Source organism: Cytobacillus pseudoceanisediminis (assembly GCF_023516215.1).
In the GTDB taxonomy this organism is placed as follows: domain Bacteria; phylum Bacillota; class Bacilli; order Bacillales; family Cytobacillaceae; genus Cytobacillus; species Cytobacillus pseudoceanisediminis.
In genome coordinates this window covers 3314396-3339239 of sequence record NZ_CP097349.1, presented here as the reverse complement: position 1 = coordinate 3339239, position 24844 = coordinate 3314396, and the positions used below count along the sequence as shown (strand labels likewise).

The following is a 24844-nucleotide window of genomic DNA, read 5'->3' as shown; positions in this document are numbered from 1 at the left end:
ATGGATAGGATATTCATAAGTGTATTTCTTGTTCTTACTATAAAGTGAGAAGGGATTATTATGAGGAAAAGTTGGATGGTACTTGCAGGGTGCCTTTTTGTACTAACGCTGTTGATCGGTTTGTTCTTCGCTTTTTCTGACTCTTTTGGGCAGACAAGCGAAAACGATATGGATCAGAAGGATTTTCTAGAAGATAAGAAAGCTGCTGTGTATTTCTCGACTACTGCTGATCAGGATATGGATGGCAAGGGGAAAAGTTTTGCCGTGTTTTTCGATAAGATGGGAACCCCAAATACTTTTGAGATGAAGGGGCTTGAACTGGGTAGCATTGGTGTGAAAGATGGGAAAGTCCTTCTAGAAGACAAAGAGAATTTTTATAGTATTGCTAATGGCTTTAGGAAGATTCGGAAAGAGGAATATCAGCATACAGGAGACCATATTGGCTATCTAGACCAAAAGAATGGTTTCTATGCTCTTTATAATTCCGGTTATGATAAAGAGTCAGGCGGATACCGCTCTGATTATTACTGGGAAGAGGATGGAGAGTTTAAAAAAGGTGTTATTCCATTTTTTATAGAAGCATCTGTTATGCATAAAGGTACTCTTTATACACTCTCATCTTCAGAAGATGAAAAAACGTATAAGATCAGCGAGGTGAAAATTGGAGAAGAAACGCCTCCAAAGACACTTTTTGAGATAAAAAAGAATGAGAATAGTACAACTTTCGGCCAGCTACAGGCAGATGAGAAAAATCTGTATTTCATCAGACAGACAGGAAATATAACTGAAATGGTGAAAGTTGACCGAAAGACAGGGGAGAAAACCTTTACAAAAGTAGCTTCCTATTCCAACGATGAGGAAACCCTGTATAAACAGACACCTTTTAGCTTTAAACGATGCGTTTTTCTTCATAATGAAGATCTTTATTTTATAGACGGTTTTGGTGATGTATATCGAATTCAAACAGGGTCTGGAGAAAGCGTTAAAGTCTTTTCTCTATCGGAAGATAGTATGGCAGGAAGCTTAGAAACTTTTTATCGGGACGGCAATCTTTATGTTTTTTCTATTAATCATGAAGATAACTCTGCTAAAATTGAGCAGTACAGTCTTCCTGAAGGAAGGAAATCAGGAGAAATGCTGATAAAGCATTTTCCAGAGCTGAATACTTTTAATAAAAAGGTGTATCTGTATGATTTTGTTATGTTACAAGACCTGAAATGAACCGGTTTCAGGTCTTCTGTTAAATTAATTGTTTATCAAAGTAAGTTTAAGTAAAATAGGAGACTAATGAATTTTTAATAAGAAAAAACATTGCCAGCAATAAGAAGGACTTTCTTAAGTGGAATTTATTATTCTCAGGCAGTCTAAAAGATTATAAAGAAGTTTTATAAGCTAGCGGGCTTTTATTATGTTAATCCTATATTATTCTTTTCAGTTTTTCATCTCTACACTTTCCATAATCCTTTTTCCAAATACGTCCTTAGATTCTTCATCAATTATTTTATAAACACTGTATACGTACAATATTCTTCTTACTTCCTCTGGGGAATATTGGTCTTTGATATCTTCGATTAATTTATTCCAATTTTCCATCCTGACAGCTCCTCTTTAAAGATTTACTATATATTAATAGACTAAATCTAATTTCCAGAAAATACAACATACTTTAAATTTATATTGATACCCAGTTTCACATAGTTATCAAACAGTGAAAAATTGCGCTTATTAAAAAATTTATTTAATTCATTCGAGTCAGCATCGCCTTGCGCCTAAAAAACATCTTAAGAAAGAAATGGTTATTGTTGAGCATGATCAGGCATTTCAACAAACAGTTGCTACAAAAATAATATCTATGTAGAAAATATGGAGAAATTCTTTCTTTTTTAAGACCGGCTGTAATTGCAGCCGGTCCTTTTTTATTCAGTAATGGAATTAAACAATGGGAAAGCAGACAATTAAACTAAATTTTATGTTACAGGACAAACATAGGTGAACAAGGATTTTCTATATATTTGATGAATTAAATCTACATAACCATTTTAATATTGATAGTGGTTAGGGAGGCAGCGAAAATGAAAACAAGACTATTACATGTTCGAGCAAATGTTAAAGAGTTAAGCAGAGCTTTGGAGTGGTATAAAGATGTTTTAGGCTTTTCTGTTGGAGACTCCTGGCCCCGGGAAATCCAAATATATACATTTTGAGCATGAAGGAGAAGCAATGTTTGCAATAATGGAACACTAGATTTAGATGGCAATGAAATAGGTTTTGTAGACAAGATGAAGTCTATAAGACAAGTAAAGAAGAATTGGAGAAAATTCATTGAAGCAGTGAAATACCAATTAAATGGGATCACTTACAAAGTAAATGAATTATATTACATTTATATCAAGGAGGAACAAATGGAGGAGTTAATTGAAGAGTACAGTTAAGGACATAAGATGTTAAGAGGATCCATTAGAGAGTTGTCTGGGGAAGAGATTAGGTTCAAGCCAGGAAAGGATAAATGGAGTATACACCAAATTATTATTCATATAACAGATTCTGAATTGGTGTCTACACATAGACTGAAAAAAGTTATGTCAGAACCTGAACCGCTTTTAACATCGCCTGACCAAGACGCTTTGGTGAATTCATTGAATTATGATCAATTAGACCGTGAACAATACCTTCTTCTGTTTAAAATGCTTCTCTCCAGTATGCTTCCTATCCTCCATAATTTGAAAGCTGAACAACTTGAAAGAGTTGGAGTGTATGCTGATGCTTTGCGATTTACATTCAAAGAATTACTGGAACTCCGAGTCGAACCATATACAAGGACATATCGGTCAAATTGAAAGAGTAAAAAAGGCTTTTAGGGAGAAGCACGGTTAAAGAACAAGTGCTAAAGATTCAACTGGCAATCGAGGAGTTTTTTTCTGTTGAGCATAGGGCAGGTTAGCAGGAGAAAAGCATAGATAATTGAAATACAAAAACAGAAACTGTTCACTAATAAAGGTGTTTAAAAAACATCAGGCAATTTACCTTAGAAAATCAATTGAAAATAAAGCATGATCGAAAAAAGGAGGGGTTTAAAATGACGCATCCCGTATTAAAAATGTACGATTACCACGTATGGGCAAATGGAGTTATAATTGACCGTTTAAAAGAACTTCCCCAAGACATTTATCATAAGGAAATTCAAACAGGTTTTTCTTCAATATCAAAGGTGCTGACTCACATTTATACCACAGATTACACATGGTTCAATATTATCTCAGGAGAAAATATGAAAGAAGCATTGGCGTATGCAGAACAATTAAAAGAGCAGGTAGAAACAAAAAGTATTGAAGAAATGAAAAAGACCATTTTAGAGTTATCTGAACGTTACAAAGAACTTTTGAACAGCCAGGAAAATATTGAAAAGGTGATAGTGGTTGATAACCCCTATGCTGGATTACTTGAAACTTCTGTTTCTGAAACGGTGCTGCATGTTGTTACTCACGGATCTTATCATCGTGGCAATATAGCTACCATGTTACGGCAAATGGGACACACCTCCGTGATGCAGGATTATGGACTTTACCTATTCATGCCCCAGACTTCATAATGAAGATATATTCTTATTGTGTTTGTTTGCAAATGATGAAACAGTTGAGAAGTATGAACTAAAGTTTCCGCATCTAACATTAAAAGATGGCATCCTTATGTGTTAAATGTTTTGCAGGAGGATGTTTCAAAGTCTTAAGCTATTATGAAAACTTTAGATTTCTTTGAAATCGATAAGTCGGAAGCTATCGTTTTGGTGACGGTGAAAACGATATTGATATGTTGGAATTGGCGGGGTTAGGTATAGCAATGGGGAATGGAAACGAAAAATTGAAAAAGGCTGCCGATTTTGTCACTAAACAATCAAGTGGAGATGGAATTGACTATACATTAAAAAAGTATGGAATTATTTAATTATTAAGCCCTGGTCCGGACAGCGATTGTTCAATTTAGAATATCGCTGTTTTTCTTATTAGGCAAAAGGGCAGGTTTGTTTAAGAAGGTATATGTTTTTACTAATAGTGCTAGCTAAAACAATAGATAGAGGTGAAGAGGATAATATGGTAAGAGTTGATGTCGTTTACGCCCTTATTTACAACAAAGATAGTGAACAAATTTTAATGGTTAATAATAAAGGACAAGGTTGGTCACTTCCTGGTGGTGCAGTTGAAAAAAATGAAAGCTTAGAACAAGCTGTTGTTCGTGAAGTCGAAGAGGAGACAGGACTAACTATTAAGGCAGGAAATGTTTTAGCAGTTAATGAAGCATTTTTTCAGGAGAAAGGTCATCACGCTTTATTTATTACATTTGAAGCAAATATATTGGAGGGAGAATGTGAATTTAGATATGAAGAGGAAATCACAGAAATAAAATGGGTTGATTTACAAAGGGCAAATAAATTAATGCCCTACTTTCCAAACGGTGTAGAAGGTCTGCTTAAATCGTCTTCTGCCTACACTATCCAATCATAGTCACTTGATTTTCTTTGCAAAAGGGTGTTTTGGCTAGGCTCAGCAGCATACGGGGCCGCTTGTTTTCTTAAATAAACAGGGCAGGTTTGTTTAAGAAGCATTGTGTTATATTAGGTGAAATTTTTAATGAGGTGAAAGAAATGATTAGAAGGAGAAAGATAGCCTCCTGAATTAGATGCTGTTTTAATTTTAGGAGGCTAACGAATATTTTAGGAGTTGTATAAATTGAAGCAAAACAAGTATGATGATGTGAATTTCTTTTCTGAATATAAAAAAATGGCACGTTCAGTCAAAGGACTTGAAGCTGCTGGAGAATGGCATGTATTAAAAGAACTTTTACCCGAGCTCCGAAACAAAAGTGTACTAGATTTGGGATGCGGTTTCGGTTGGCATTGCCGTTATGCTCGTGAACAGCAGGCAAGGTCTGTTATTGGAGTAGATATATCTGAAAAAATGCTTGACCAAGCTCGTGAAATGACTCATGATTCCTTCATTTCATACATTAAAATGCCAATTGAAGACATTGATTTTTCAGACTCTCCATTTGATGTTGTCATCAGCTCATTGGCTTTTCATTATATTAAGTCCTTTGAAGCAATTTGTAAGAAGGTCTATGATTGTTTAAAGCCTGGAGGTTCTTTTGTCTTTTCAGTTGAACATCCAATCTTCACTTCTCGGAACGAACAAGATTGGCATCATGATGACAAAGGGTATCGTTTGCATTGGGCAGTTGACAATTACCAATTGGAAGGATTACGTGAAACAACATTTCTAACTGAAAACGTTATAAAATACCATCGCACATTTTCAACTTATATCAATGCCTTAGTTAATGCTGGATTTAATATAAGGACAATTAAGGAACCTATTCCCTCTGAGGAAATGTTAATCAGTATTCCTGAAATGAAAGATGAACTCCGTAGACCTATGTTCTTAATTATCTCAGCAGAAAAGTAATTGTTTAAACGTTCCTGCGCAAATGCAGGACGTTTTTCTTATTTAACAGGCGATGCAGGTTAGTTAAAGCAGTATTTTCCAAAATACAGGAATTCCTTTAATTAATACAGAATAATTTATTAAAAATTACAGGTATTTCGGAGGAATTATTTTATGTTTTTACAAGCAGTTTTTATGGATAGGGATGGAACTATCGGTGGAAGTGGCAGTGTTATTTATCCAGGAGACTTTAAATTGTTTTCCGATGTTGCAGAGTCAATACAGCAATTGAAAAAATCCGGGGTTTTAATTTGTTCTTTTACTAATCAATCTGGTAATTCATTTCGATTAACTACCATTTTCCTTTGACCTTCGTCCTTTTGGTCGTTAAACCTCCCGATTAACTATCATTTTCCCTCGACCCATGTTATTTTCGTCGTTAAACCTCTCGATTAACTACATTTTCCTTTGGCCCTCGTCCTTTTGGTCGTTAAACCTCCCGATTAACTATCATTTTCCCTCGACCCATGTTATTTTGGTCGTTAAACCTCCCGATTAACTACCATTTTTCCTGGCTCCATGTCATTTTCGTCGTTAAACATCTCGATTAACTACCATTTTTCCTCGACCCATGTTATTTTCGTCGTTAAACATCCCGATTAACTACCATTTTCCTTTGGCCCTCGTCCTTTTGGTCGTTAAACCTCCCGATTAACTACCATTTTCCCTGGACCCATGTTATTTTCGTCGTTAAACATCCCGATTAACTACCACTTTCCCTGGACCCATGTTATTTTCGTCGTTAAACATCCCGATTAACAACCATTTTCCTTTGGCCCTCGTCCTTTTGGTCGTTAAACCTCTCGATTAACTACCATTTTCCCTGGACCTTCGTCCTTTTGGTCGTTAAACCTCCCGATTAACAACCATTTTCCCTGGACCCATGTTATTTTCGTCGTTAAACATCCCGATTAACTACCATTTTCCCTGGACCCATGTCATTTTCGTCGTTATTCCTCTCGATTAACTACCATTTTCCTTTGACCCTCGTCCTTTTGGTCGTTAAACCTCCCGATTAACTACCATTTTCCCTGGCTCCATGTTATTCTCGTCGTTATTCCTCTCGATTAACTACATTTTCCCCTCGATCCCCGTCCTTTTCGTCGTAATACATCCCGATTAACTATGATTGCTGCTGGTTAAAAAGGGGCAAGTAGTTAAAGAAGGCTTAGTTTCCTAAGCCTTCTTCAGTTCATCGATTTTATCTTGAATTGTAAAATGGTGATATATTGTTAAAGCAATAATTGTGATACTAAGAGCACTAGATAAAATTGTACTTCCAATAAGCAGTCGGTTAGTTCTTGAATTAGCCATTCGGATTCACCACTTTTTTCTTAGTTTAATTAGCAGGTATAAAAATTATGTACTTTACTTTTTAAGTTAATTAAAAATACGAGGCAATTAATGATTGGAAATCCCAAACTTCTGGGGTGCAGCCATGAAAAAAGAGGAGGTAATTTAAGTATGAGAGAGAATGTTAATATGAGTATAAATTGAGAGGAGTCTGAAAATGTATCATAGCTTAAGCGATTTTTTTAAATCCTGGGAATTTGAGGCTGGGGCTACAAGCAGGGTTCTTAAGAATCTCACAGATGAATCATTAAAGCAGGAAGTCACTTCAAATCAATGGTCTTTAGGGCGTATAGCGTGGCATACCGTCACTGCTATTAAAGTGATTAGTTCACAGGCAGGTTTAAGGTTTGCAGCTCCTAGTGAAGACTGGTCTGTTCCATCTTCAGCTAATTTCATTGCTGAGAGCTATACTAATGCTTCAAATAACCTAATTGAGGCGTTGGAAACTCAATGGGCCGATGAGACCCTGTTGGAACAAATTGATTTCTTTGGCATGAAAATGACAAAGGGAAGTCTGTTGTTATTTTTAAACCAACATCAAACTCATCACCGGGGACAAATGACTATACTAATGAGACAAGCAGGACTTAGTGTTCCAGGGATTTATGGTCCCTCAAAAGAAGAATGGGCACAATTTGGAATGGCTGAACCTAGACAAACTTTATTTGATTAAACTCTAGAGCCACTATTGTAAGTAGGTTTAATCAATATAGAAAGACATAATAACCGATTTAAGATCCAGCTGCCAAACTAGGCGGCTTTTTATTTTTAACTACAGGGGCAGGTTAGCTTTAAAAGGTATAGACGATAAAATATAGAATATATTCACTGTAGAAACTATTGGTACTGAAACGCCTGAAGATAAAAGAGAACGATTAAAAAATAATCATGCTGGTTCTTGACACGATTCATTAAATATAGAAAGGGCATTTACCATAAAGGTAAGGAAGGAATTCCTAATTGAATGGGGGATATAAAGGTGTTTGGAAAATTTAATTTTGACTTGATTTATGGTGAACGAAATAATTTAACCCCATTAGTGGTGATGATGTGTGGTGTGGCTGGTTCTGGGAAAACTACTTTCTCAAAAAAATTGGAAAAAGAAGGTTTTGTACGTCTTTCTATTGATGAAGAAATATGGGCTGTTAATGGTCGTTATGGGATTGATTTCCCAATTGAAAAAATTGAGGAATACAAGAAAGATGCAGAAAAAAATTTACGCAATCGTTTAATTAATAAAGTTAATACACGATAAACAACAGGTGGTAATCGACTTCAGTTTTTGGGATCGTGCAAGAAGGTACCAATATAAAAAACTTATTGAGGATTCTGGGGGTAAATGGAAACTTATTTATTTAAAAGTTCAGCCTAATGATTTACTTGAACGGCTTAAGTTACGCAACAAACGATTTGATGCAAACGCGTTCCCTATTTCAGAAGAAATCTTAACTTCTTACCTTAATGGTTTTGAAATACCAAATGGTGAAGGAGAAATGGTGATTGATAATTAGAACTATCAAAAAGGAAAAAATTATTCAATTAACTGAGCAGGTTTGTACTCTATAAACAACAGCCAAAAAGGGAATTTGTTTTTAAACAAACTCCCATTTCAATTTAATTAGTTGTTCTGCTGCAGGAAATCCTCGGTCGAAATTACATTGGCATACATACCGTTAAGTGCGCTGATAAACGCATAATGAACCTGTTCAGCTGGCACGACCTTGTCTTGATAAGATAAGTCTCTTGTCGCACACGCATCTTCTATCAATGTAGTTTCAAAGCCTAGATCCACAGCAGCTCTTACTGTTGCATCAATACACATATGTGTCATCATACCTGTGATCACTAACTTGGTTATTCCTTTTTCTTTTAATTTGCTTTCTAATTGTGTCTTTAAAAAGCTGTTAGCGAAATTTTTAATAATAATGCTTTCGTTTTCTAATGGCAGAACAGCTTCATTTAGTTTAACTCCCTCCGTATTCGGAAGGAAGAAGCCTAACCCTGGATCACTTGCGATATGCTGCACATGGAAAATATTATCTTTGTTATTCAGTCTAAACCAATTGAGAACTTTAGCAGCATTAGCGGCTGCTTTTTCAGGATTGCTTAATTCCATCTTTCCATTAGGAAAATAGTCATTTTGAATATCGACAATGATTAAAGCTGTGCTCATTTTTTCCACCTCATTTAAAGATTCAGTATAATAAAATGATAAATAATATCTTCATTTTTATCGATACTTTGATGAAAGACTTTTATATCAAATAATTTCACGGTGAAAGGATTTTATTATGGATATTGATCAAATTGATTTTCAGATCCTCCGGTTACTAACTGAAAATTCACGTATTCAATGGAAGGACTTAGGAGAACAAATTCATATGACTGGCCAGGCAGTAGGGAATCGTATTAAAAAACTTGAGGAAAGTGGTGTAATTAAAGCCTACTCCCTTATAATCGATGAACTGAAACTAGGGCTTTCTTATACAGCGTTTGTCATTGTTCATATGAAAACAGCTAATCATGATGCGTTTATCCGTTTTATTCAAGGTCGAATAGAGGTAGTTGAAGCTCACCGAGTATCTGGAGAAGGCTGTTACCATTTAAAAATAAAAGTTAAATCCCAAGAACAATTAAATCTTTTTCTTAATAAACTTCTCGAGCATGGAAACTATAGTTTACACCTATCAATACAAGAGATAAAACAGCTTCACCCATTGATTGCTGCAATACAATAGAAATCTTAATGAAAAACACAGATTGTGATGATTTGTACTTAAGCTAACGGGTCCAAATGCTCAAGATCAGCTGCCAAACTAGGCGGCTTTTTATTTTTTAACAAATGGAGCAGGTTAGTGGAATAAGGAATTTAATTTTACACCATAGCTGCCTTTGAGATTATATATAATGAAAATAATAGTAAAAATAGCAAATGATATCAAAAAAATCGTTTATAATTCCTCTAAAATCAGTAAGTGAGGTGAGCAATATGTATAGCGAAGTAACTCAAGATGTAATTTATTTTTTAGAACAAAGTTTATTAGATGATTGGCATTTAGATGATTATGCATCGCAAATTGGTTATTCGAAATACCATTTATCACGCATTTTCAAACAGGAAACTGGATTGACGATAAGCGAATATATTCGAAAACGAAGACTGGCCACAGCAGCAATGTATTTATTACATTCAGATGAATCGATTATTCAAATTGCGTTTAAATTACATTTTCAATCACAAGAAGCTTTTACACGTTCTTTTAAAGAGCTATATAATATGCCGCCTGGAAAATATCGCAAACAAATGCGAACTCTTCAAGGGATGGAGGAAAAAATATGAGTGATTTTGAAGCAATCAAAGGCTGGATTTTGAGTGGTTATCACCCAGCTTTTTATGAAATGAAAACGGATGGACAAGTATTTCATACGGGTACGAAATCAGGTTTACTGACTTCAAAAACGGATGCAGGTGAAGAACATTTCGGGACAATGATGCAAAGCTTTTCAGCAAATAACTGGAAAGGAAAACGCATTAAAGTGTCTTGTTTCTTAAAGACAGAGGAAGTCGTAAAATGTGGAGTTTGGTGTCGAGTAGATAATGCTTCAAGCGATGTGATTCAGTTTGATAATATGGATAATCGTCCGATTCACGGTACAACGGACTGGAACTATTATTCGATTGTATTAGATGTTCCAAAAGAAAGTGCTTCTATTCACTTTGGTATCCTATTAACGGGAACAGGCAAGGTTTGGGTTGATGGATTTAAGTTTGAAGAAGCAGATTTATCCGTTGCATCAACAAATATGCTTACACAGGATAAATTACCATTAGAGCCGATTAATTTAGGATTTGATGAAGATTGATTATTATTGATTTAGTTATTGATTTATTTTTTACACTCTATACATCACTAGGCTTTGGGACAAAGGAATATAAAATTCAAACGAAAATGGAAAAACTAGGTGAAGAGTATCCTAATATGCTGCAATGCTATCAGCACAATCAACGAATTTTTGAAACTGACGATAACCTGGCAGAGTTAGTTCTAAGTCTAAATTTAAAAAGCGAATTAGAAAAAAGAAATTTGTCTCGTTAGTTAATCAGCGTTTTAAAGATTACACTTAAACAATCAGGTGCAAGAGTATGGCATGTAACAGACGTCAGCAATCAGGCGCTTTTCTGAAATAAAGGAAGCGCCTTCCATTAAGTTGTCATTTAAAAGAGGTTGTGAGGGACTGATTAAATAACAGATCGATAAAAAAGAGTGTTAGATTGCATTTCAACAACATTCTTTCGACCATTTCAATTTTATTTCGATCTATTTTAAAAAAACATTTTTTCAACCTGGAAAGCTGGGAATACAGACTTATGGTCCGCTCTTATTCAAGAACGCCTGTTTCTTCAATTACTACATTGCATTTAACATCGAAGCTTAACATTTTGTAATCGTCTTCCCACTTTTTAAAGTCAAAGTTCCGATTCCGGTTTTTTTCTTTTGACCGAGGCCAACAGGATCTATTCCGAGATCCTGAAATTGCAGTAATAATCTTAAGCATTCCTTTTCAATTTTTTCTCCAGTTTCTTTTCAACCTCTCCAACAATCTGTGGGGTTAAAATATCTCCCGTATATTCATCAATAATACCTTCAAGATTAATGGTTATGGCGGCATGATTATTAGTCACCCTTGTTTTATTCTTTGATTTAATGCTCTTTACAGCAGCATATGCTTCTTTTTTAACTTAACATCGAAGTTTCCTTCGCTATATTTATCTACCAGCAATTTAAAAAAGAACATGTCCTTCACAGGGAGGATGGCCACTTCTTTATCCTTTTGGAAAAGACTAATTCCAGTTATCTTCACCTTATCATTCCCGGCTTTCTTTAGTCGGGGCAAGAAGGGATCCTTACCATCCTGATAGTAATCACGGGAAAAAATATGTAAATTGGTTATTGGAATATCGCGATGTTCAATATTATGCTGAATCAAATTAGAGATATACGTAGCGTTTCCCCTGGTTCCATAATCGCCGTTTAACAATTCTTCTGATTTTCCCTCTGCGGTTGCAACAAATACGCGTGCCCCCATACTTGCATCTCTCTGAAAAGAATCTATCAAGTCGAAAATTCCTTTTTTGGAAATTTCAGGTCCAAATATAGCCAGCTTTAATCCACCTGTGACTACTGGTTCTGATGTTTGTTTAGAAACATCGAGACGTACGTCCTGCCCAAGTTTTCCATTTCCAGAAAATGTTCTGTTAATTACACTTTGATCTGGCTGGAATTCCTGGAATAATACAGTTCCTCTAAACTTATCTTTCTCATCCTCTGCTAAATCGTAGCCGACACCTACTTCAATATTTATATCATCAATGATTTCTTTATCAACACAGCCCGAAAGCAGCAAGAACAGGCATATTAGTATAAGCTTTTTCATTTCTGCTTCACCTTTAATATTGGCAATACGGATTCCATTCAACATAATTAGAATCGCTATGCCAATTGCTATTGGCATGATCATAACTATGTCATGGTTACTGCCTTCAATGAAAATAAGTACAAAATTAGTATGAATCTTTGTGTGGAAGAATATTCGTAATAAGGGGATTCCTGAATAAGGGGTTTTAGTTATTAAGATGAAAGTAGACGCTTTAGGGGGCTGGCTTCTCTATAAAGGTTTAGCAGATCGGTTACAGCTTTTTGTGCGAAAGGGGCAGAAATAGTTGAACATGAAGGAAGGAAAATAAGGCTATTAACTGGAATACCCATATACATAAGCTAAGTAAGAAAGGAATAGCATGCTCAATATTTTAACTCTATTTTTAAGTTATTTGATTGGTTCATTTTCATTTGCTTTAGTTATCGGTAAACTTTTCTATAAAACCGATATTCGAGGTTACGGCAGCGGGAACCTTGGTGCAACCAATGTTTATAGGGTTCTTGGAAAGAAAGCAGGACTAATTGTTGCAATTGCTGATTTATTAAAAGGTACATTTGCTTGTTTACTTCCTCAAATCCTTAATTCTGCGGTTAATCCCATTATCTGTGGTTTATTGGCCATATTGGGCCACGTATTCCCTATTTTTGCAGGGTTTAAAGGCGGGAAAGCTGTTGCGACAGCAACCGGTGTCTTATTATTTTTGACACCCTTCGGTACTTTAACTGGCTTTGTTGTATTTCTATTAACTTTGATACTATCTAAGTATGTTTCATTAAGTTCAATGTTAGCTGGAATAGCCATATTTATTTACAGCCTTATATTTGAGGATAAAGTCATTATTGCTCTTTCATTATTTATTAGTGTATTAGTGATCATTTTGCATAGACAAAATATCAAAAGATTGATAACAGGAACTGAAAACAAACTATGGTAATGATATTCAAAAAACACAAGGTATTCGGCAAAGGCAAAAAATAATTGGATTTAGAGATTGCTGAATAGTAACTAATCAAAGGGAGCGTGGCGAATATGTCTCATGCTATCGATGTTTTGGCCGATCAATTGTCAGCAAATGCAAATGACCCTAGCTGGTACATTCCATTTTCAGAATCAGTTGCAGACTTATCAGAGGAAGATGCGTTTTGGAAACCCAATGAGGAGAGCAATAGCATCGCAGAAATTGTTCAGCATCTGCTTTATTGGAATGAAACCTGGCAAAAGAGGTATCAAAAATCTCACGTAAATGCTGTTCCACCCCTAGCTGATAATAATGAAAGCTTTATAATTCCGGAAAATGCAAAGTTTACTGACTTAAAAGAACAGCTATTAGAGGTACTCTTGCAGTGGCAGGAACTGCTCTCCCAAGAAAAACTGGAAAGTGAAATTGAGGGTTTCCCCGAAGCTGCAGAGTGGTGGGCAATACTTGGGAATCTATCCACTCATAACGCCTACCATATAGGACAAATCATTTACGTCCGGAAACTGCAAAGGAGTTGGAAAAATAAGTAAGATAATTAATGAGGTTTCGAAAGTATCAAAAGAAAAAATATTCAGCAGCTAAGCCAATCATTTTTATTCAAGATCAGGGCAGGTTAGCGAAATAGATGTAAAGTAAATTTATGAGCAATTGCCACAAGGCAGCTTGTTTTGAGGTGTTATGGTTAACTACAGAGGAATTAGTAAACACCTAGGAACTTAAAACGAAAGCATTAAACATGCTGAGGCGTTGATTCCAATTCATTCTTCTATATACTTTTATTAAATTAAACCTGGGTCGTCATAGCAGGGGTCTTTTTTACAAGATGAACTATTGCGAAAGGTTTCAAGTGAAAATAGTTCTTGTTAAATAGATGGAGCTAGGCTTAGTCTGATAAGGAATGACAAAGGCAGTCTACTTTTCAGTATTTAAAAGTACTAAATTAAAAATCAGCTAAAGAAAACCCAGAGATTAATATAGAAACAAATGGATCAGCAATTACACAACAAAAATGAGTTGTCCTATAATTAGACAACCCATTTTTGCTGTTATTTATTCAATTCAACCGTTTCATTTACATCTGTCGATTTAGAACTTTGCCCTGTCATGCGTTTAAAGAGAAAGGCTACTTTCTTCGTAAAGTTACCGGTTTCCCAATATTCGACTGCTTCTGCTTTTATTTTTATCAGGACAACGTTTGGATCATCATAAGAAGTTTGCATAATTTCCTCATATGCTTTGCTCCACAATTCTTTTTTCTTATCTAAATCTTCAACTATTTCCGCTTTTCCACGGACGGAAACATAGGATTTACCTGCATAGGCTACATTAACATCTTGATCATGTAAAATTTCATCATATTTATTAGTCTCTTTTTTAGTGAAAAACCATAAGTCACCATCAAATTCTACTTCTTGTGTTTTCATGGGCCGGGACACAAGCCCTTCTTCAGTTACCGTTGTCAGCATGGCCGTGTCTATGTCTTTGATTAACTCTCTTAATGTTTCTATTTCTTCTTGATTTATCATATTAGACATTCCATCACCTCGTTAAAGTTATATAGAGGTATATTACCCTTCATTCCTGCTATTATTCAGGTGTAGCCTAACTATATTCAAAGTGAAACCGAAAAACCATGTTCAGACCACTGCTTGGCAACTTTTTTCTTTTTGAACATAGAGGCAGGGTAATCGAACAAGGAAGTCAAATAAATAGCATTACATACTTAAGGAAAGAAAGCGGATTGAAAGCGAATTGCTTAAAAGTCAGGAGGAGGTATAAATGGTTTGGGTTCATTCTTATTTTCTATCATTCTTTGGATTGCTGGAATATTTATTCTGTATATAGTCATTTCCGCAGCAGTCAGGGATGGTATTAACAAGTCTGTGGCGGGTCAATTTATCGAAACAAAGTATGGGATTAATAAGAAAAGGGATTCATTTCTTGATCGTGATTTAGATAATGACAAATAATGAACGAACGTGGTATATAATTTGGAATAGACTATATAAAATATAAGGAGAAAAAAATGCACGCATTATTAATAGGAGCAACGGGAGCAACTGGCAAGGACTTGCTGGATATATTGCTGGAGGATGATTCTTTTCATCGGGTTGATATTTTTGCCAGGCGTGATCTTCATATCCAGCATGAAAAATTAAAGGTGCATGTGATTGACTTTGACAACTCGGAACAATGGAAGCATTTGGTGAAGGGGGATGTTTTGTTTTCTTGTTTGGGAACTACACTAAAAGCTGCGGGAAGTAAAGAAGCTCAATGGAAAATTGATTACGATTATCAATACCAGTTTGCGGAAGCTGCCAGAGAAAATAATGTGAGTCATTATGTATTAGTATCATCAGGTTCTTCCTCGCCTGATTCTCCCATTTTTTATACAAGGATGAAGGGGCAGTTAGAAGAGGCTGTAAAGGCTTTAGGGTTCCCAAAGCTATCAATCTTCAAGCCGCCTGTATTGATACGAAAAAATAGTGATAGAACAATGGAAGTTGCCGGATTGAAAGCCATACAGTTTTTTAATAAATTTGGAATACTTCGTTCTCAAAAGCCTCTGCCGACAGAAATATTGGCGGAAGCCATGATCCATTCCGCTAAAACAATGGATAACGGATTTTTCACACTAGAAGGCAAAGCGATTTGGGAATGTGCAGGGCTAAATAATATCGAGTAATCAATATGTACCTCATAGAGTAAGATACTAATAACTTTGGACAAAAAGGTCAAAGTTATTTTTTTATAAAGTGAACAGGGGATTTATATGGTGTTTTAGGTGATATTTGGGAATATAGTTATGATGCGGGATGGCGGTGCAAGCCAGAATTTCTGGCTGGGATAGGAGGGATTTGATTGAAAAAAACTACATAACTTATGCTTTTGCCGTTCTATTGATGATTGCCATTTTGGCTATCATGGACGGTTTAAATAATTCAAATGCGGCTGAGGAGCTGAGAAAAGAAAAAGATAGATTAGCTGAGAAAGCCGCAAGTTTCGAAAAAGAATATGAAAATAATGCTAAGATGCTGGATGTGGCAAGGAAGGAGATTGATGAATTGAAGAAGGAAATCGAATCTTTAAGGTCTGCTATTGAATATAGGGAATTTTTAGCAGCGATAAAGACGATTGAATCCTACAAGGCAGCACAATCATTTAAGGAGGCGAATGCGTTTATAGCCAGAATAGATGGATTGGGATACTATGCAGGAGAAAGATCCGGCAAGTGCCATTGCGGGTTTATATTCAATGGTGAGGGGTTTGAATGGATACCCAATTCCGTTCTTGATCTTAAAGAGTTTAGAATCGAACAAGATAAAATCCGCCTCACCTATCAAACAGCAGAAGAAGTTACACAGGATTACCAATTTGTTATGGCCAAGGCGCCGGGACAATATGACAGTGAGGAAAAGTGGAGGGTTGAAGAAATTACACTGGTGGAAAAGGTTCCTCATTAAGAAAAAGTGTGACTCAGTGGATCAAACAAATAAGAAACTCGCCCCTGGCGAGTTCACTTACGGTGTGCGTGTGCTGCTTTCCTCCAGTATTGATGTGACAATATGCCGTGAATCCCATTCCCCGCCTGAAAACTTGACGATCGGATATCTTTTCGGAAAAAGCTTTTGCTGAATCGCGTCGGCTGAATTCCCTTCTTTGTGCAGAGCGAATACGTCATCCTGGATAGATAACAGATAATCCCGCTTTCGCTTGAGTGCTGCGCGTCCATCTTCTACATAGCCTGCATGGCTGCAGAATACATCTTCAAAGTCGTAAGTGAGAACGCGTTCAAGTGATCGGATAATTTCCGGTATGCTTTCTTCCGCTAAAACGACCTTGGTCTTTTCGCTGACGAATAAATCGCCAGTAAACAGCTGGCCTGTTTCCCTGTTTAAGAAGGCTTTATGATCGGAAGCGTGGCCGGGGGTGTCGATGACATCCCACTGTGCTTTACGGGATGAAAATGAGTCAGGCATGGCCTGGGCATTGAATGGCTTTCTTCTTCCCCAAAAGAGCTGCCTGTATAAAGGGTAATCTGCCCTTTTAGCACAGGAAATGATAGATTTTTCGTTTAAAAAGATAGGCAGTTTCTTTGTTTTTTCAGCATATGCCGCGCAGCCTGTATGATCTTCATGAAAATGGGTGATCATGACCTGGTCAAAATCGCCTTCATCCATAAATGGCTGGAAAAATGTATGTAAGGACTGGGCGCCAGTGTCAATTAAGATTCCATCCGTTAAATAGCTATAGACATTTAAGGAAACACCCTGAAACTTAATTTGGCCATTCAGGTAGGAAACACCGTGTTTCTCTCCCGTGGATGCCTTTTTCTTAACAAACAAAACATTCAGCTCCTTTCCTGATATCAGGGTCATGCATGAAGTATTTCGCCATAACGCTGTACATTGTTTCTGCCATTCCTTTTTGCATCATAAAGTGCGAGATCGGCGTGCTTCAATAGGGTTTTGGATGGATTATCCAGATTATCCGCTGAGACGTTTGTATGTGACAGGCCGAAGCTTGAGGTGATGGAAATTCTGTTATCATCCACAATGATCGGGCTCCCGGCAATGTCCAGGCGGATCGCTTCGATCAGCAGGTGTGCATCGTGTGCAGGCGTGTCAGGCAAATAAATCATGAATTCTTCTCCGCCATATCTCCCGATGATATCCCTTTTTCGAAGGCTGTTTTTCACGAGGCCTGCAATCTGAACCAGCACGAGATCGCCAGCTTCGTGGCCATATGTATCATTGACATGTTTAAAGTGGTCAATATCAAACATAATAAGTGAAACATCCGAACCTGGAGATAGGGTGCTCAGGGAGCTTTCCATCTCACTTAAAAAATAGGCCCGATTATAAATCTGGGTTAAGCTGTCAACGCTGGCCAAACGTTTAAGGGTTTTCTGCATATTTACTTTTTCAGTTACATCAGCCAATGAGATAATTCGTCCAATGGGGTCTTTGTTCAGGGAATAGACGGGTGAAAATTGTACTTGGAAATGGACCTGCTCCCCCTCATTTTCCCATACATAATCCCCATTCTTTCCAGAACAGATAACTTTTCTAAGCGTGCTGTTTCCATGCAGAACATCATGAATATGCTTGCCGATGGCAGATTGCTTCAGATCAGGCATAACAGGCAGCATCGCCTGGTTATAATCCACGATTGCCCCGTTCTGATTGAGAACGATGACACCCTCCTTCATGCTTTCAAAAACCGTGTCCCTTGCTATTGGAGCGAGATTGAACATCTGGAATGAGAAGAGCGCTATGCCATGCAGGATGAAGGAAATACTCATGGATACAGGGCCTAAATCAATGCCGTAGGGACTCAGGTTATTCAGATAATAATGATTGGCGACAATCGGAACAGCTAGTCCGGCGGTCATCAAAAGGATTTGCATTCGGAAACGCCAGAAGGATCTTCTTAAGCGCAGAAGCAGGATGATCATACTGAACATCAGGCACATGAAAAGGAAAATGGCGTGCACGTAAAACCAGAATCCATATTCCAGATCCAATACGGGAAATGGCGTATCCTCTCTCAGCCTGACTGCTGAGTAGTAGAAATGATGAAGCTTATTGGTATGATGCATAAAGATGGTTAAAATCGGGATGATGAACAGGGAAAAATATAGGCGCTTGCCCAGCTTGTGTCCGGCATATTCCAGACACATCAATAAAGTGAAAACAGGAATGAATGGCATGAACAAATATTCAATGCCCAGCCAGAATTGAATTTCTGCTAAAGTGGAGCCCGACAGTTCGAATGCATAAGAAAAGGCAAAAATTGCGGACAGCAGTGTTAAGATCTTATAAGGTCCGGCACCCGGTGCATTCCTTAGTTTAAAATGTGCAAAGAGACAAAGCGATAAGCTGAGTGTCCCTGAAAAAGTGAGAATGAGGATATACATCCATAATTCTTGCCCCATATAAGTTTTCTCCAATGAAAATATTTTTCTCCTATTATATAATTCCTTTTTCTATAAAACTAGCTTTATTAGATATAGGGGCTCATTGCGTTTCCGGAAAGGTCATTTCATTGCAGCAGCAGCGCCAAGTGCCAGGACAGCCGCTCTTTTCTGGAGGCTGCCTTAATATAATCTATTTTTATAGCTATCCTTGAGGTCCTTCGCCACTTGTTCGGATGTATCATTCGGCAATTTTGCATGAGCTGCCAGCATTGCAGGGGCAGAAGGAAGGGCTTCTTTCGCGGGCCATGATTCCCCGTTCCATAATCCCGATCGGATCAATGCTTTCGCACAATGGATAAAGCATTCCTCTGCCTCTACTAAAATTCCAAATAAAGGAGCTCGGCCTTTAACCTTGCTCTTCTCTAAGAGCTCAGGGTCACGGCAAATATAAGCTTTGCCATTTATTCTTAGCGTTTCTCCAAGCCCGGGTATGAGAAAAAGGAGTCCAATATTGGGATTTCCAATGATATTATGAGCGGAATCCATTCTTCGATTGCCCGGCCGTTCCGGAATAAAAAGATGCTGCTCGTCAAGAACCGTCACAAATCCGGGGGAATCCCCCTCGGAGAAACATCACATTTTCCGTCAGAATCTGAAGTGGACAAGGTTAAAAAAGGGGATTTGGAAATAAAATCATTGCAATGCTCATCGATGAAAGTAATGACTTTGCTGGCGGCACGCGCACTGGGCTGGCCGATTTCTTCCCGAAAAGATGCAAATTCTTCCTTGGTAGTGATAATATCTGTATATTTTGACCTCATAAATTTCACCTTTTTCTATTGGAATAGGTATCTTTAGTGTTTTGTCTTAGGTGATCTTTTGACAATACGGAAAACAAAGTAATAAACCCCGCTAAGCCCCAATATCCCCAGCACAGTCAGGAAAGGCACTTTTTCAGCAAATAGTATTCCAACAACAAATAGGGCAAAGCTCAAAATGATGGCTAATAGGGTTAATAAAAATCGCTGCGATTTAGTCAAACTTTCACCGCCTTCAAATCTATAAAAATCTGTGTGTGCGTTTTTTCATATTCGTTGCCTATAGGCAGCATGAAATGAAGAAAGAGCAGGAATATATCATAAAATTAAATCATGAGATTCTGGATGAATTAAAGAATAAAGAAAGGCTGTAAACTATATTTTAACATAAATATCCATATTTAAAGGAGGGAGTAAATGAATATTTCTAACAAGTTATTAGACTATGCAATTGTTTATGATGATCGAAGGCAAGTAAACTCAGGAAAGTATGAGGATAAGAGAATCATTATCGAGGAGGTTTAAAAACGGATTTAAGGCTGAAGTGGAAAACAGGACAGATAAGAGCGTACTGGTCGTTTATGATTGGCGTAAGACACATAGCGGGATTGAGATTATATTGTATGCCTTTGAAAGCTGACAAAGACCGCCAGACGAAACCGGATATTGAAACGGAATATCGGAACTAGAATCAATCTGGCTGAGGTATGGTCAGGCAGGGCTGCTGTCTGGTTATGCCTTTTTTCTTTGTTCATGACTGGGTCCTTTAGTGGGACAAAGAACCTGTTCGCCTGTCCCGTTAAATCTCATATTCTGTTAAAATATGAAATTTTACAACAGCATTTTTCGTTAAAAATAGGACTTTTTCACCGTTTGTCGAAGTGTTAATTAGGTCTTTTGATCCTTATATGAAAAAATTGGATTTGATACCTTTATAGTGTATTAGAAAAATTCTGAATAATATAACTAGGAGGTAGGGGATGAGGTTTAAAAGATCAGCAGTGGCCTTATTAATGTTCATGCTAATGTTCTCCAGTTCGGTGTCAGGGGCCATTTTACCCGAAAAGTCACCGAGCACCAAGGGAGAAGAAAACCGCAAGACCATCCAGGAAATAAAGAAAAGTGAATTGGACAAGCAGTACAGCAAAACAGATATAGTCAGGGTCATAGTGGAGATGAAGACAGAGCCGTCTGTCCTTTATGCCCAAAAGCAAAAAAGAAGTATAAAGAACTTCCGGAAGCAACGAAGCAGAAGCTGAAAACTGAAAAGCTTTCTGAACAGCAGAAGGTAAAGGATCGCGCTAAAAAGAATAAAGTTAAGATGATTGAGCGTGAAAGCTTTACTACAATAGTAAATGGTTTCAGTGCTGAGATGATGTATGGAGACATTGAGCTTGTTGAAGAAATGCCGGAAGTGGCCGAAGTACAAGTGGTAAACGAGTACGAAAAGCCACAGGAAAAGCCGGATATGCTTTACAGCAAAGAGCTTGTACAAGCTCAGGAAGTATGGCGTGATTACGGCTTTAAAGGTGAAGGAATGGTAGTCGGTGTCATCGATACCGGTATGGATCCTTCCCATCGCGACATGGTATTAGCAGAGGAAACGGAAAAGGAATTAACGAAGGCTGAAATCTCCAAATTTAAGAAAGACAATGGCCTTCTTGGGAAATATTATTCTGAAAAAGTGCCATATGGATACAACTATATGGATGAAAATGACACCATCGGCGATATCGGCCCGGATGCCTCTATGCATGGAATGCACGTTGCCGGTACTGTCGGAGCGAATGGCGATGAGGAGAATGGCGGCATTAAAGGGGTAGCTCCTGAAGCCCAGATCCTTGCGCTTAAAGTATTCGGAAATGATCCGAATATGCCTTCTACATACAGTGATATTTATGTAAAGGCGATTGATGATGCGATTATCCTTGGTGCAGACGTGCTGAACATGAGCCTTGGTTCTACAGCCGGGTTTGTCAGCCCTGAATCAGCTGAGCAAAAAGCAATTGCCAGAGCTGTGGAAAATGGTATTTTAATGTCTATTTCTGCAGGGAACTCTGCTCACTTTGGAAATGGTTTTGCAAATCCAAGCAGTGAAAACCCGGATATCGGTGTTTCCGGATCACCTGGTGTTTCCTATGATTCTCTTCAGGTAGCGTCCATTGAGAATACTTTCATGGATCTGGATGCAGTCAACTACCAATTCGGTGAAGAGTCTGGAAAAGCTGCATTCTTGTCAGCTGGAAATGTACACCCGAACGATGTTGAGACGAAAACATTTGAAGTGGCCTACGGCGGATTGGGCAAGCCTGAAGAGCTGTCCGGTGTTGCTGGAAAATATGCATTAATTCAGCGGGGGAATTGGCATTTGTTGATAAAGCCATTAATGCCCAGGCAGCTGGAGCCCTTGGGGTCATAATTTACAATAATGCTGACGGATATGTCAACATGGCGAGTGATCCGTCCATTACAATCCCGCAGCTGTTCATGCTGAAGACAGACGGAGACAAGCTGGCAGCAGCGATACAGGGTGGCCAGACAGTCACGCTTTCTTTTAACGGGGAAAAGACAAAATCAGCAAACCCTGAAGCAGGCAAAATGAGCGCCTTCACTTCTTGGGGATTAACGCCTAACCTGGACTTTAAGCCTGAAATTACAGCTCCGGGCGGACAAATTTACTCAACTCTTGAGAATAACCAGTACGGAATGATGAGCGGTACATCCATGGCAGCTCCTCATGTTTCCGGGGTGCGGCACTTGTTCTTGAGCGAGTGGATACAGAATTTGGCGTAACCGGCTTTGACCGTGTTAACGTTGCGAAGAACCTGATGATGAATACAGCGGCGCCGGTCATGGATAAAGGAACCGTAAACAGTGCATTTGAATGGAATATCCCTTATTCTCCACGCCGCCAGGGTTCCGGCATCATGCAGCTTCATTCGGCATTATCTTCTCCTGTTATCGTAACGGAGGCTTCAACGAATGAAGGGAAAGTGGCTTTAAAAGAGGTTGGCAATACGTTTGAATTCACGTTAAAAGCACAAAACTTCAGTGATGAAGATGTGGATTATGATGTGGCAGCAAATCTGCAGACTGATTTTGCAGCCTATGGAGAGATGGGCTGGGCAGCAGATGAGCTTGAAGCTCAGAAGATTTTAGATGCTTCTGTAAAAGTGGATGGCCAGGATGCAGCAGAGGTAACCGTTCCTGCGAATGGATCTGTAAGCTTTAAAGTAAGTGTGGATGTCAGCAATGCAAAAGTGGTAGATCCTTCGATAACAGGTAACTTTGAAACACCTGTAGATATTGAAGAGATATTCCCGAACGGATACTTTGTTGAAGGGTATGTCACTTTGACAGATTCTTCTGATGTGAACCCGCAATTAACGGTTCCTTATGTAGGCTTCAAGGGTGATTGGGATAAAGCTCCGATCCTTGACGGCATGAAATATGATGACAGTTCATTCTACGGAATGGCAGGAGCTGTTTCTGAAACGGCCGAGGGCTATTCTTATTTAGGATATGATCCGGTAAATGACACATTCAGCGGTGACGCGATTGCCATTTCTCCGAACGGAGACAAAGTTCAGGATCAATTGATCCCGGTTCTTTCATTCCTGAGAAATGCTAAACAGATAGAATTCGCGATTACAGATGAAGATGGAAAAACACTAAGAAAGCTTCGCACGGAAAACAGTCTTCGCAAGCATTATTACGATGGAGGACTTGGTCCGAACTATACGCTTAACCCGAATTGGGGCTGGGATGGAAAAATCAGCAATCAGCTTGCACAGGATGGACAGTACTATTTTGAGATCAAATCTGTTATCGACTATGCAGGGGCTGAATGGCAGTCCGTGAAAATCCCTGTGAAAGTGGACACGGCAGCCCCAAGTGTTCAGGCTGAACTTATCAAAGGAAACACAGCCTTAAAGCTGGAAGCTGCTGATAACCCTGAAGGTTCGGGCATTTCGTATATTGATATTTTCGTAGATGAAGAGTCTATTCTGGATGAAGCGCTAAGCGGCGATACAGAAGAATTTACACTTCCGGAAGAATTAGAAGCTGGCACAAATGTTAAGGTTGTAGCCTATGACTTTGCCGGAAACTCTTCAGAAGCAACTGTGGAAATAGGCGAAGTGAGCAATGACAAGACAGTTCCATACGTGTACCTCGTAGAGCCTGAAGCGCTTGAAGTGTACAACACAAATGAACTGAATGTCAGCGGCACGATCAAAGAAGAGTCTGGCATGAAGGAATTCACCATTGCCGGAACCCCTATTGAGACTACTTACAATGAAGCAAAAGGGGAATATGAATTTGAAACAACGATGACGTTTGAAGATGGCGTTCACAGCCTGGAAGTGAAAGCGGTGGATACTGCGAATAATGCGATTTCCTTCAAGCGCACAATCATCGTCGATGCGACTGGCCCAACTGTCGAAATCGATGGACTTCCTTCAAGCAAGTACATTAAGCACAACAAAAAAGACCCTGTCATCAATATCACCGTGACAGATAACTTTGACCAGCTTCGCTTCTACCAGGACGGCAGCGAGCTTTTCTACCAGGAATTCCAGGAACCGTATGCAATGAGGGGAATTGAAAAAGAATTCAATAACATTAAACTCTCATTGAAAGAAGGCTTAAATGTCTTTACTTTCGAAGCTGAGGACCTGGCAGGAAATAAAACGACCAAAACAGTCGAACTGTATAAGCTGAAAAAAGGCGAGCAGCCACCCCAGAATCATGAAACCCCTGATGGCCCGGCAAAGCCTGGGAAAGGGAATGGGAAGAAAGATAAATAAATAGGTTTGGAGAAACCCGGATTCCTTTCAGA

The 24844-nt window shown here is 38.2% G+C and carries 30 protein-coding genes and 4 pseudogenes; 25 read left to right on the top strand and 9 right to left on the bottom strand.

Going from position 1 to position 24844, the window contains the following annotated elements:
- Positions 1-60: 60 nt before the first annotated feature.
- Positions 61-1221, top strand: a complete 1161-nt coding sequence (locus M5V91_RS17965; protein WP_019379458.1) for a YycP family beta-propeller protein — start codon at positions 61-63, stop codon at positions 1219-1221.
- A 210-nt stretch (positions 1222-1431) separates the two neighbouring features.
- Here M5V91_RS17965 and M5V91_RS17960 read toward each other — a convergent pair whose 3' ends face one another.
- Positions 1432-1593, bottom strand: coding sequence for a hypothetical protein (locus M5V91_RS17960; RefSeq protein ID WP_019379457.1), 162 nt, complete (start codon positions 1591-1593; stop codon positions 1432-1434).
- 199 nt (positions 1594-1792) lie between these two features.
- Here M5V91_RS17960 and M5V91_RS30995 point away from each other — a divergent pair.
- The 12 genes and pseudogenes from M5V91_RS30995 to M5V91_RS17905 form a co-directional block, all read left to right on the top strand.
- A pseudogene (locus tag M5V91_RS30995) lies at positions 1793-1858 on the top strand (ABC transporter ATP-binding protein); the annotation flags it as partial.
- Between the two features lie 214 nt (positions 1859-2072).
- The gene (locus M5V91_RS17955) at positions 2073-2204 is read left to right on the top strand and encodes a VOC family protein (RefSeq protein ID WP_019379456.1); all 132 of its coding nucleotides are present in this window, start codon (positions 2073-2075) and stop codon (positions 2202-2204) included.
- A 75-nt stretch (positions 2205-2279) separates the two neighbouring features.
- Complete coding sequence (locus M5V91_RS17950; RefSeq protein ID WP_019379455.1) at positions 2280-2432, top strand: hypothetical protein; 153 nt, start codon at positions 2280-2282, stop codon at positions 2430-2432.
- A gap of 9 nt (positions 2433-2441) precedes the next feature.
- Positions 2442-2837 carry a DinB family protein gene (locus M5V91_RS17945; RefSeq protein ID WP_306576524.1) on the top strand — a complete coding sequence of 132 codons (396 nt, stop codon included), beginning with the start codon at positions 2442-2444 and terminating at the stop codon, positions 2835-2837.
- Between the two features lie 239 nt (positions 2838-3076).
- Complete coding sequence (locus M5V91_RS17940; RefSeq protein WP_251174070.1) at positions 3077-3589, top strand: DinB family protein; 513 nt, start codon at positions 3077-3079, stop codon at positions 3587-3589.
- Between the two features lie 7 nt (positions 3590-3596).
- A pseudogene (locus tag M5V91_RS17935) lies at positions 3597-3942 on the top strand (HAD hydrolase family protein); the annotation flags it as partial.
- Positions 3943-4088: 146 nt separating this feature from the next.
- Entirely contained in the window at positions 4089-4499 is a 411-nt protein-coding gene (locus M5V91_RS17930) for an NUDIX hydrolase (protein ID WP_251174069.1), read from the top strand.
- A 225-nt stretch (positions 4500-4724) separates the two neighbouring features.
- Positions 4725-5456 (top strand): class I SAM-dependent methyltransferase, encoded by a 732-nt coding sequence (locus M5V91_RS17925; protein WP_019379452.1) that lies wholly within the window; start codon positions 4725-4727, stop codon positions 5454-5456.
- Positions 5457-5609: 153 nt separating this feature from the next.
- Positions 5610-5804 carry a hypothetical protein gene (locus M5V91_RS17920; RefSeq protein ID WP_019379451.1) on the top strand — a complete coding sequence of 65 codons (195 nt, stop codon included), beginning with the start codon at positions 5610-5612 and terminating at the stop codon, positions 5802-5804.
- Positions 5805-7005: 1201 nt separating this feature from the next.
- Positions 7006-7521 carry a DinB family protein gene (locus tag M5V91_RS17915; RefSeq protein ID WP_217027605.1) on the top strand — a complete coding sequence of 172 codons (516 nt, stop codon included), beginning with the start codon at positions 7006-7008 and terminating at the stop codon, positions 7519-7521.
- Positions 7522-7827: 306 nt separating this feature from the next.
- Entirely contained in the window at positions 7828-8103 is a 276-nt protein-coding gene (locus M5V91_RS17910; RefSeq protein WP_251174068.1) for a P-loop nucleotide/nucleoside kinase family protein, read from the top strand.
- A 7-nt stretch (positions 8104-8110) separates the two neighbouring features.
- A complete protein-coding gene (locus M5V91_RS17905) occupies positions 8111-8359 on the top strand; it encodes a P-loop nucleotide/nucleoside kinase family protein (protein WP_251174067.1) in 249 nt (82 codons plus the stop codon).
- Between the two features lie 107 nt (positions 8360-8466).
- Here M5V91_RS17905 and M5V91_RS17900 read toward each other — a convergent pair whose 3' ends face one another.
- Positions 8467-9021: a cysteine hydrolase family protein gene (locus M5V91_RS17900; RefSeq protein ID WP_251174066.1), complete on the bottom strand. Its 555-nt coding sequence runs from the start codon at positions 9019-9021 to the stop codon at positions 8467-8469.
- A 118-nt stretch (positions 9022-9139) separates the two neighbouring features.
- Here M5V91_RS17900 and M5V91_RS17895 point away from each other — a divergent pair, with 118 nt between their 5' ends.
- The 3 genes and pseudogenes from M5V91_RS17895 (at position 9140) to M5V91_RS17885 (ending at position 10945) form a co-directional block, all read left to right on the top strand.
- Positions 9140-9586 carry an Lrp/AsnC family transcriptional regulator gene (locus M5V91_RS17895; protein WP_217027610.1) on the top strand — a complete coding sequence of 149 codons (447 nt, stop codon included), beginning with the start codon at positions 9140-9142 and terminating at the stop codon, positions 9584-9586.
- A 251-nt stretch (positions 9587-9837) separates the two neighbouring features.
- Positions 9838-10712: pseudogene (locus tag M5V91_RS17890) on the top strand (helix-turn-helix transcriptional regulator).
- The gene (locus M5V91_RS17885) at positions 10709-10945 is read left to right on the top strand and encodes a hypothetical protein (protein ID WP_284521409.1); all 237 of its coding nucleotides are present in this window, start codon (positions 10709-10711) and stop codon (positions 10943-10945) included. The pseudogene M5V91_RS17890 and the gene M5V91_RS17885 overlap by 4 nt, the downstream one beginning before the upstream one ends.
- Before the next feature lie 452 nt (positions 10946-11397).
- On the opposite strand, the gene M5V91_RS17880 is transcribed toward M5V91_RS17885, so the two are convergent.
- Positions 11398-11532, bottom strand: a complete 135-nt coding sequence (locus tag M5V91_RS17880; RefSeq protein WP_284521408.1) for a hypothetical protein — start codon at positions 11530-11532, stop codon at positions 11398-11400.
- A gap of 29 nt (positions 11533-11561) precedes the next feature.
- Positions 11562-12368, bottom strand: a complete 807-nt coding sequence (locus M5V91_RS17875; RefSeq protein WP_284521407.1) for a Ger(x)C family spore germination protein — start codon at positions 12366-12368, stop codon at positions 11562-11564.
- Positions 12369-12645: 277 nt separating this feature from the next.
- Between M5V91_RS17875 and plsY the strand changes: the two genes are divergently transcribed.
- Both plsY and M5V91_RS17865 read left to right on the top strand, forming a co-directional pair.
- Positions 12646-13221 carry a glycerol-3-phosphate 1-O-acyltransferase PlsY gene (plsY, locus tag M5V91_RS17870; protein WP_019379444.1) on the top strand — a complete coding sequence of 192 codons (576 nt, stop codon included), beginning with the start codon at positions 12646-12648 and terminating at the stop codon, positions 13219-13221.
- Between the two features lie 95 nt (positions 13222-13316).
- Positions 13317-13796, top strand: coding sequence for a DinB family protein (locus M5V91_RS17865; protein ID WP_009335211.1), 480 nt, complete (start codon positions 13317-13319; stop codon positions 13794-13796).
- Positions 13797-14312: 516 nt separating this feature from the next.
- Here the strand turns inward: M5V91_RS17865 and M5V91_RS17860 are convergent.
- Positions 14313-14801, bottom strand: a complete 489-nt coding sequence (locus M5V91_RS17860; protein WP_019379442.1) for a pyridoxamine 5'-phosphate oxidase family protein — start codon at positions 14799-14801, stop codon at positions 14313-14315.
- Between the two features lie 249 nt (positions 14802-15050).
- Between M5V91_RS17860 and M5V91_RS17855 the strand changes: the two genes are divergently transcribed.
- From M5V91_RS17855 to M5V91_RS17845, 3 genes are all read left to right on the top strand, one after another.
- A complete protein-coding gene (locus M5V91_RS17855; protein WP_251174064.1) occupies positions 15051-15236 on the top strand; it encodes a hypothetical protein in 186 nt (61 codons plus the stop codon).
- A gap of 56 nt (positions 15237-15292) precedes the next feature.
- Entirely contained in the window at positions 15293-15952 is a 660-nt protein-coding gene (locus M5V91_RS17850) for an NAD(P)H-binding protein (RefSeq protein ID WP_019379440.1), read from the top strand.
- A 172-nt stretch (positions 15953-16124) separates the two neighbouring features.
- Positions 16125-16730 carry a hypothetical protein gene (locus M5V91_RS17845; RefSeq protein ID WP_284521406.1) on the top strand — a complete coding sequence of 202 codons (606 nt, stop codon included), beginning with the start codon at positions 16125-16127 and terminating at the stop codon, positions 16728-16730.
- A 57-nt stretch (positions 16731-16787) separates the two neighbouring features.
- Here M5V91_RS17845 and M5V91_RS17840 read toward each other — a convergent pair whose 3' ends face one another.
- The 4 genes and pseudogenes from M5V91_RS17840 to M5V91_RS17825 all read right to left on the bottom strand — a co-directional run bounded on the left by M5V91_RS17840 (position 16788) and on the right by M5V91_RS17825 (position 20226).
- A complete protein-coding gene (locus M5V91_RS17840) occupies positions 16788-17612 on the bottom strand; it encodes an MBL fold metallo-hydrolase (protein WP_251174062.1) in 825 nt (274 codons plus the stop codon).
- Positions 17613-17641: 29 nt separating this feature from the next.
- Positions 17642-19204, bottom strand: coding sequence for a histidine kinase N-terminal 7TM domain-containing diguanylate cyclase (locus tag M5V91_RS17835; RefSeq protein ID WP_284521405.1), 1563 nt, complete (start codon positions 19202-19204; stop codon positions 17642-17644).
- Between the two features lie 162 nt (positions 19205-19366).
- Positions 19367-20007 (bottom strand): annotated as a pseudogene (locus tag M5V91_RS17830) (pyridoxamine 5'-phosphate oxidase family protein).
- A 33-nt stretch (positions 20008-20040) separates the two neighbouring features.
- The gene (locus M5V91_RS17825; RefSeq protein ID WP_019379435.1) at positions 20041-20226 is read right to left on the bottom strand and encodes a hypothetical protein; all 186 of its coding nucleotides are present in this window, start codon (positions 20224-20226) and stop codon (positions 20041-20043) included.
- Positions 20227-20984: 758 nt separating this feature from the next.
- Between M5V91_RS17825 and M5V91_RS17820 the strand changes: the two genes are divergently transcribed.
- From M5V91_RS17820 to M5V91_RS17805, 4 genes are all read left to right on the top strand, one after another.
- Positions 20985-21263, top strand: coding sequence for a hypothetical protein (locus M5V91_RS17820; protein WP_284521404.1), 279 nt, complete (start codon positions 20985-20987; stop codon positions 21261-21263).
- Between the two features lie 62 nt (positions 21264-21325).
- A complete protein-coding gene (locus tag M5V91_RS17815; protein ID WP_284521403.1) occupies positions 21326-22423 on the top strand; it encodes a S8 family serine peptidase in 1098 nt (365 codons plus the stop codon).
- Positions 22366-22797 carry a S8 family serine peptidase gene (locus tag M5V91_RS17810; RefSeq protein ID WP_284521402.1) on the top strand — a complete coding sequence of 144 codons (432 nt, stop codon included), beginning with the start codon at positions 22366-22368 and terminating at the stop codon, positions 22795-22797. Before M5V91_RS17815 ends, M5V91_RS17810 begins: the two co-directional genes overlap by 58 nt.
- On the top strand, positions 22776-24812 hold the full coding sequence (locus M5V91_RS17805; RefSeq protein WP_284521401.1) for an Fn3-like domain-containing protein: 2037 nt from the start codon (positions 22776-22778) through the stop codon (positions 24810-24812). The genes M5V91_RS17810 and M5V91_RS17805 overlap by 22 nt, the downstream gene beginning before the upstream one ends.
- Positions 24813-24844: the final 32 nt, after the last annotated feature.

Coding starts and splice junctions, on each gene's coding strand:
- plsY (WP_019379444.1), top strand. CDS start 12,646: ATGCTCAATATTTTAACTCTATTTTTAAGTTATTTGATTGGTTCATTT.
- M5V91_RS17875 (WP_284521407.1), bottom strand. CDS start 12,368: ATGATCATGCCAATAGCAATTGGCATAGCGATTCTAATTATGTTGAAT.
- M5V91_RS17965 (WP_019379458.1), top strand. CDS start 61: ATGAGGAAAAGTTGGATGGTACTTGCAGGGTGCCTTTTTGTACTAACG.
- M5V91_RS17820 (WP_284521404.1), top strand. CDS start 20,985: ATGAGGTTTAAAAGATCAGCAGTGGCCTTATTAATGTTCATGCTAATG.
- M5V91_RS17895 (WP_217027610.1), top strand. CDS start 9,140: ATGGATATTGATCAAATTGATTTTCAGATCCTCCGGTTACTAACTGAA.
- M5V91_RS17900 (WP_251174066.1), bottom strand. CDS start 9,021: ATGAGCACAGCTTTAATCATTGTCGATATTCAAAATGACTATTTTCCT.
- M5V91_RS17850 (WP_019379440.1), top strand. CDS start 15,293: ATGCACGCATTATTAATAGGAGCAACGGGAGCAACTGGCAAGGACTTG.
- M5V91_RS17865 (WP_009335211.1), top strand. CDS start 13,317: ATGTCTCATGCTATCGATGTTTTGGCCGATCAATTGTCAGCAAATGCA.
- M5V91_RS17815 (WP_284521403.1), top strand. CDS start 21,326: ATGATTGAGCGTGAAAGCTTTACTACAATAGTAAATGGTTTCAGTGCT.
- M5V91_RS17835 (WP_284521405.1), bottom strand. CDS start 19,204: ATGGGGCAAGAATTATGGATGTATATCCTCATTCTCACTTTTTCAGGG.
- M5V91_RS17920 (WP_019379451.1), top strand. CDS start 5,610: ATGTTTTTACAAGCAGTTTTTATGGATAGGGATGGAACTATCGGTGGA.
- M5V91_RS17915 (WP_217027605.1), top strand. CDS start 7,006: ATGTATCATAGCTTAAGCGATTTTTTTAAATCCTGGGAATTTGAGGCT.
- M5V91_RS17930 (WP_251174069.1), top strand. CDS start 4,089: ATGGTAAGAGTTGATGTCGTTTACGCCCTTATTTACAACAAAGATAGT.
- M5V91_RS17940 (WP_251174070.1), top strand. CDS start 3,077: ATGACGCATCCCGTATTAAAAATGTACGATTACCACGTATGGGCAAAT.
- M5V91_RS17955 (WP_019379456.1), top strand. CDS start 2,073: ATGAAAACAAGACTATTACATGTTCGAGCAAATGTTAAAGAGTTAAGC.
- M5V91_RS17950 (WP_019379455.1), top strand. CDS start 2,280: ATGAAGTCTATAAGACAAGTAAAGAAGAATTGGAGAAAATTCATTGAA.
- M5V91_RS17960 (WP_019379457.1), bottom strand. CDS start 1,593: ATGGAAAATTGGAATAAATTAATCGAAGATATCAAAGACCAATATTCC.
- M5V91_RS17860 (WP_019379442.1), bottom strand. CDS start 14,801: ATGTCTAATATGATAAATCAAGAAGAAATAGAAACATTAAGAGAGTTA.
- M5V91_RS17945 (WP_306576524.1), top strand. CDS start 2,442: ATGTTAAGAGGATCCATTAGAGAGTTGTCTGGGGAAGAGATTAGGTTC.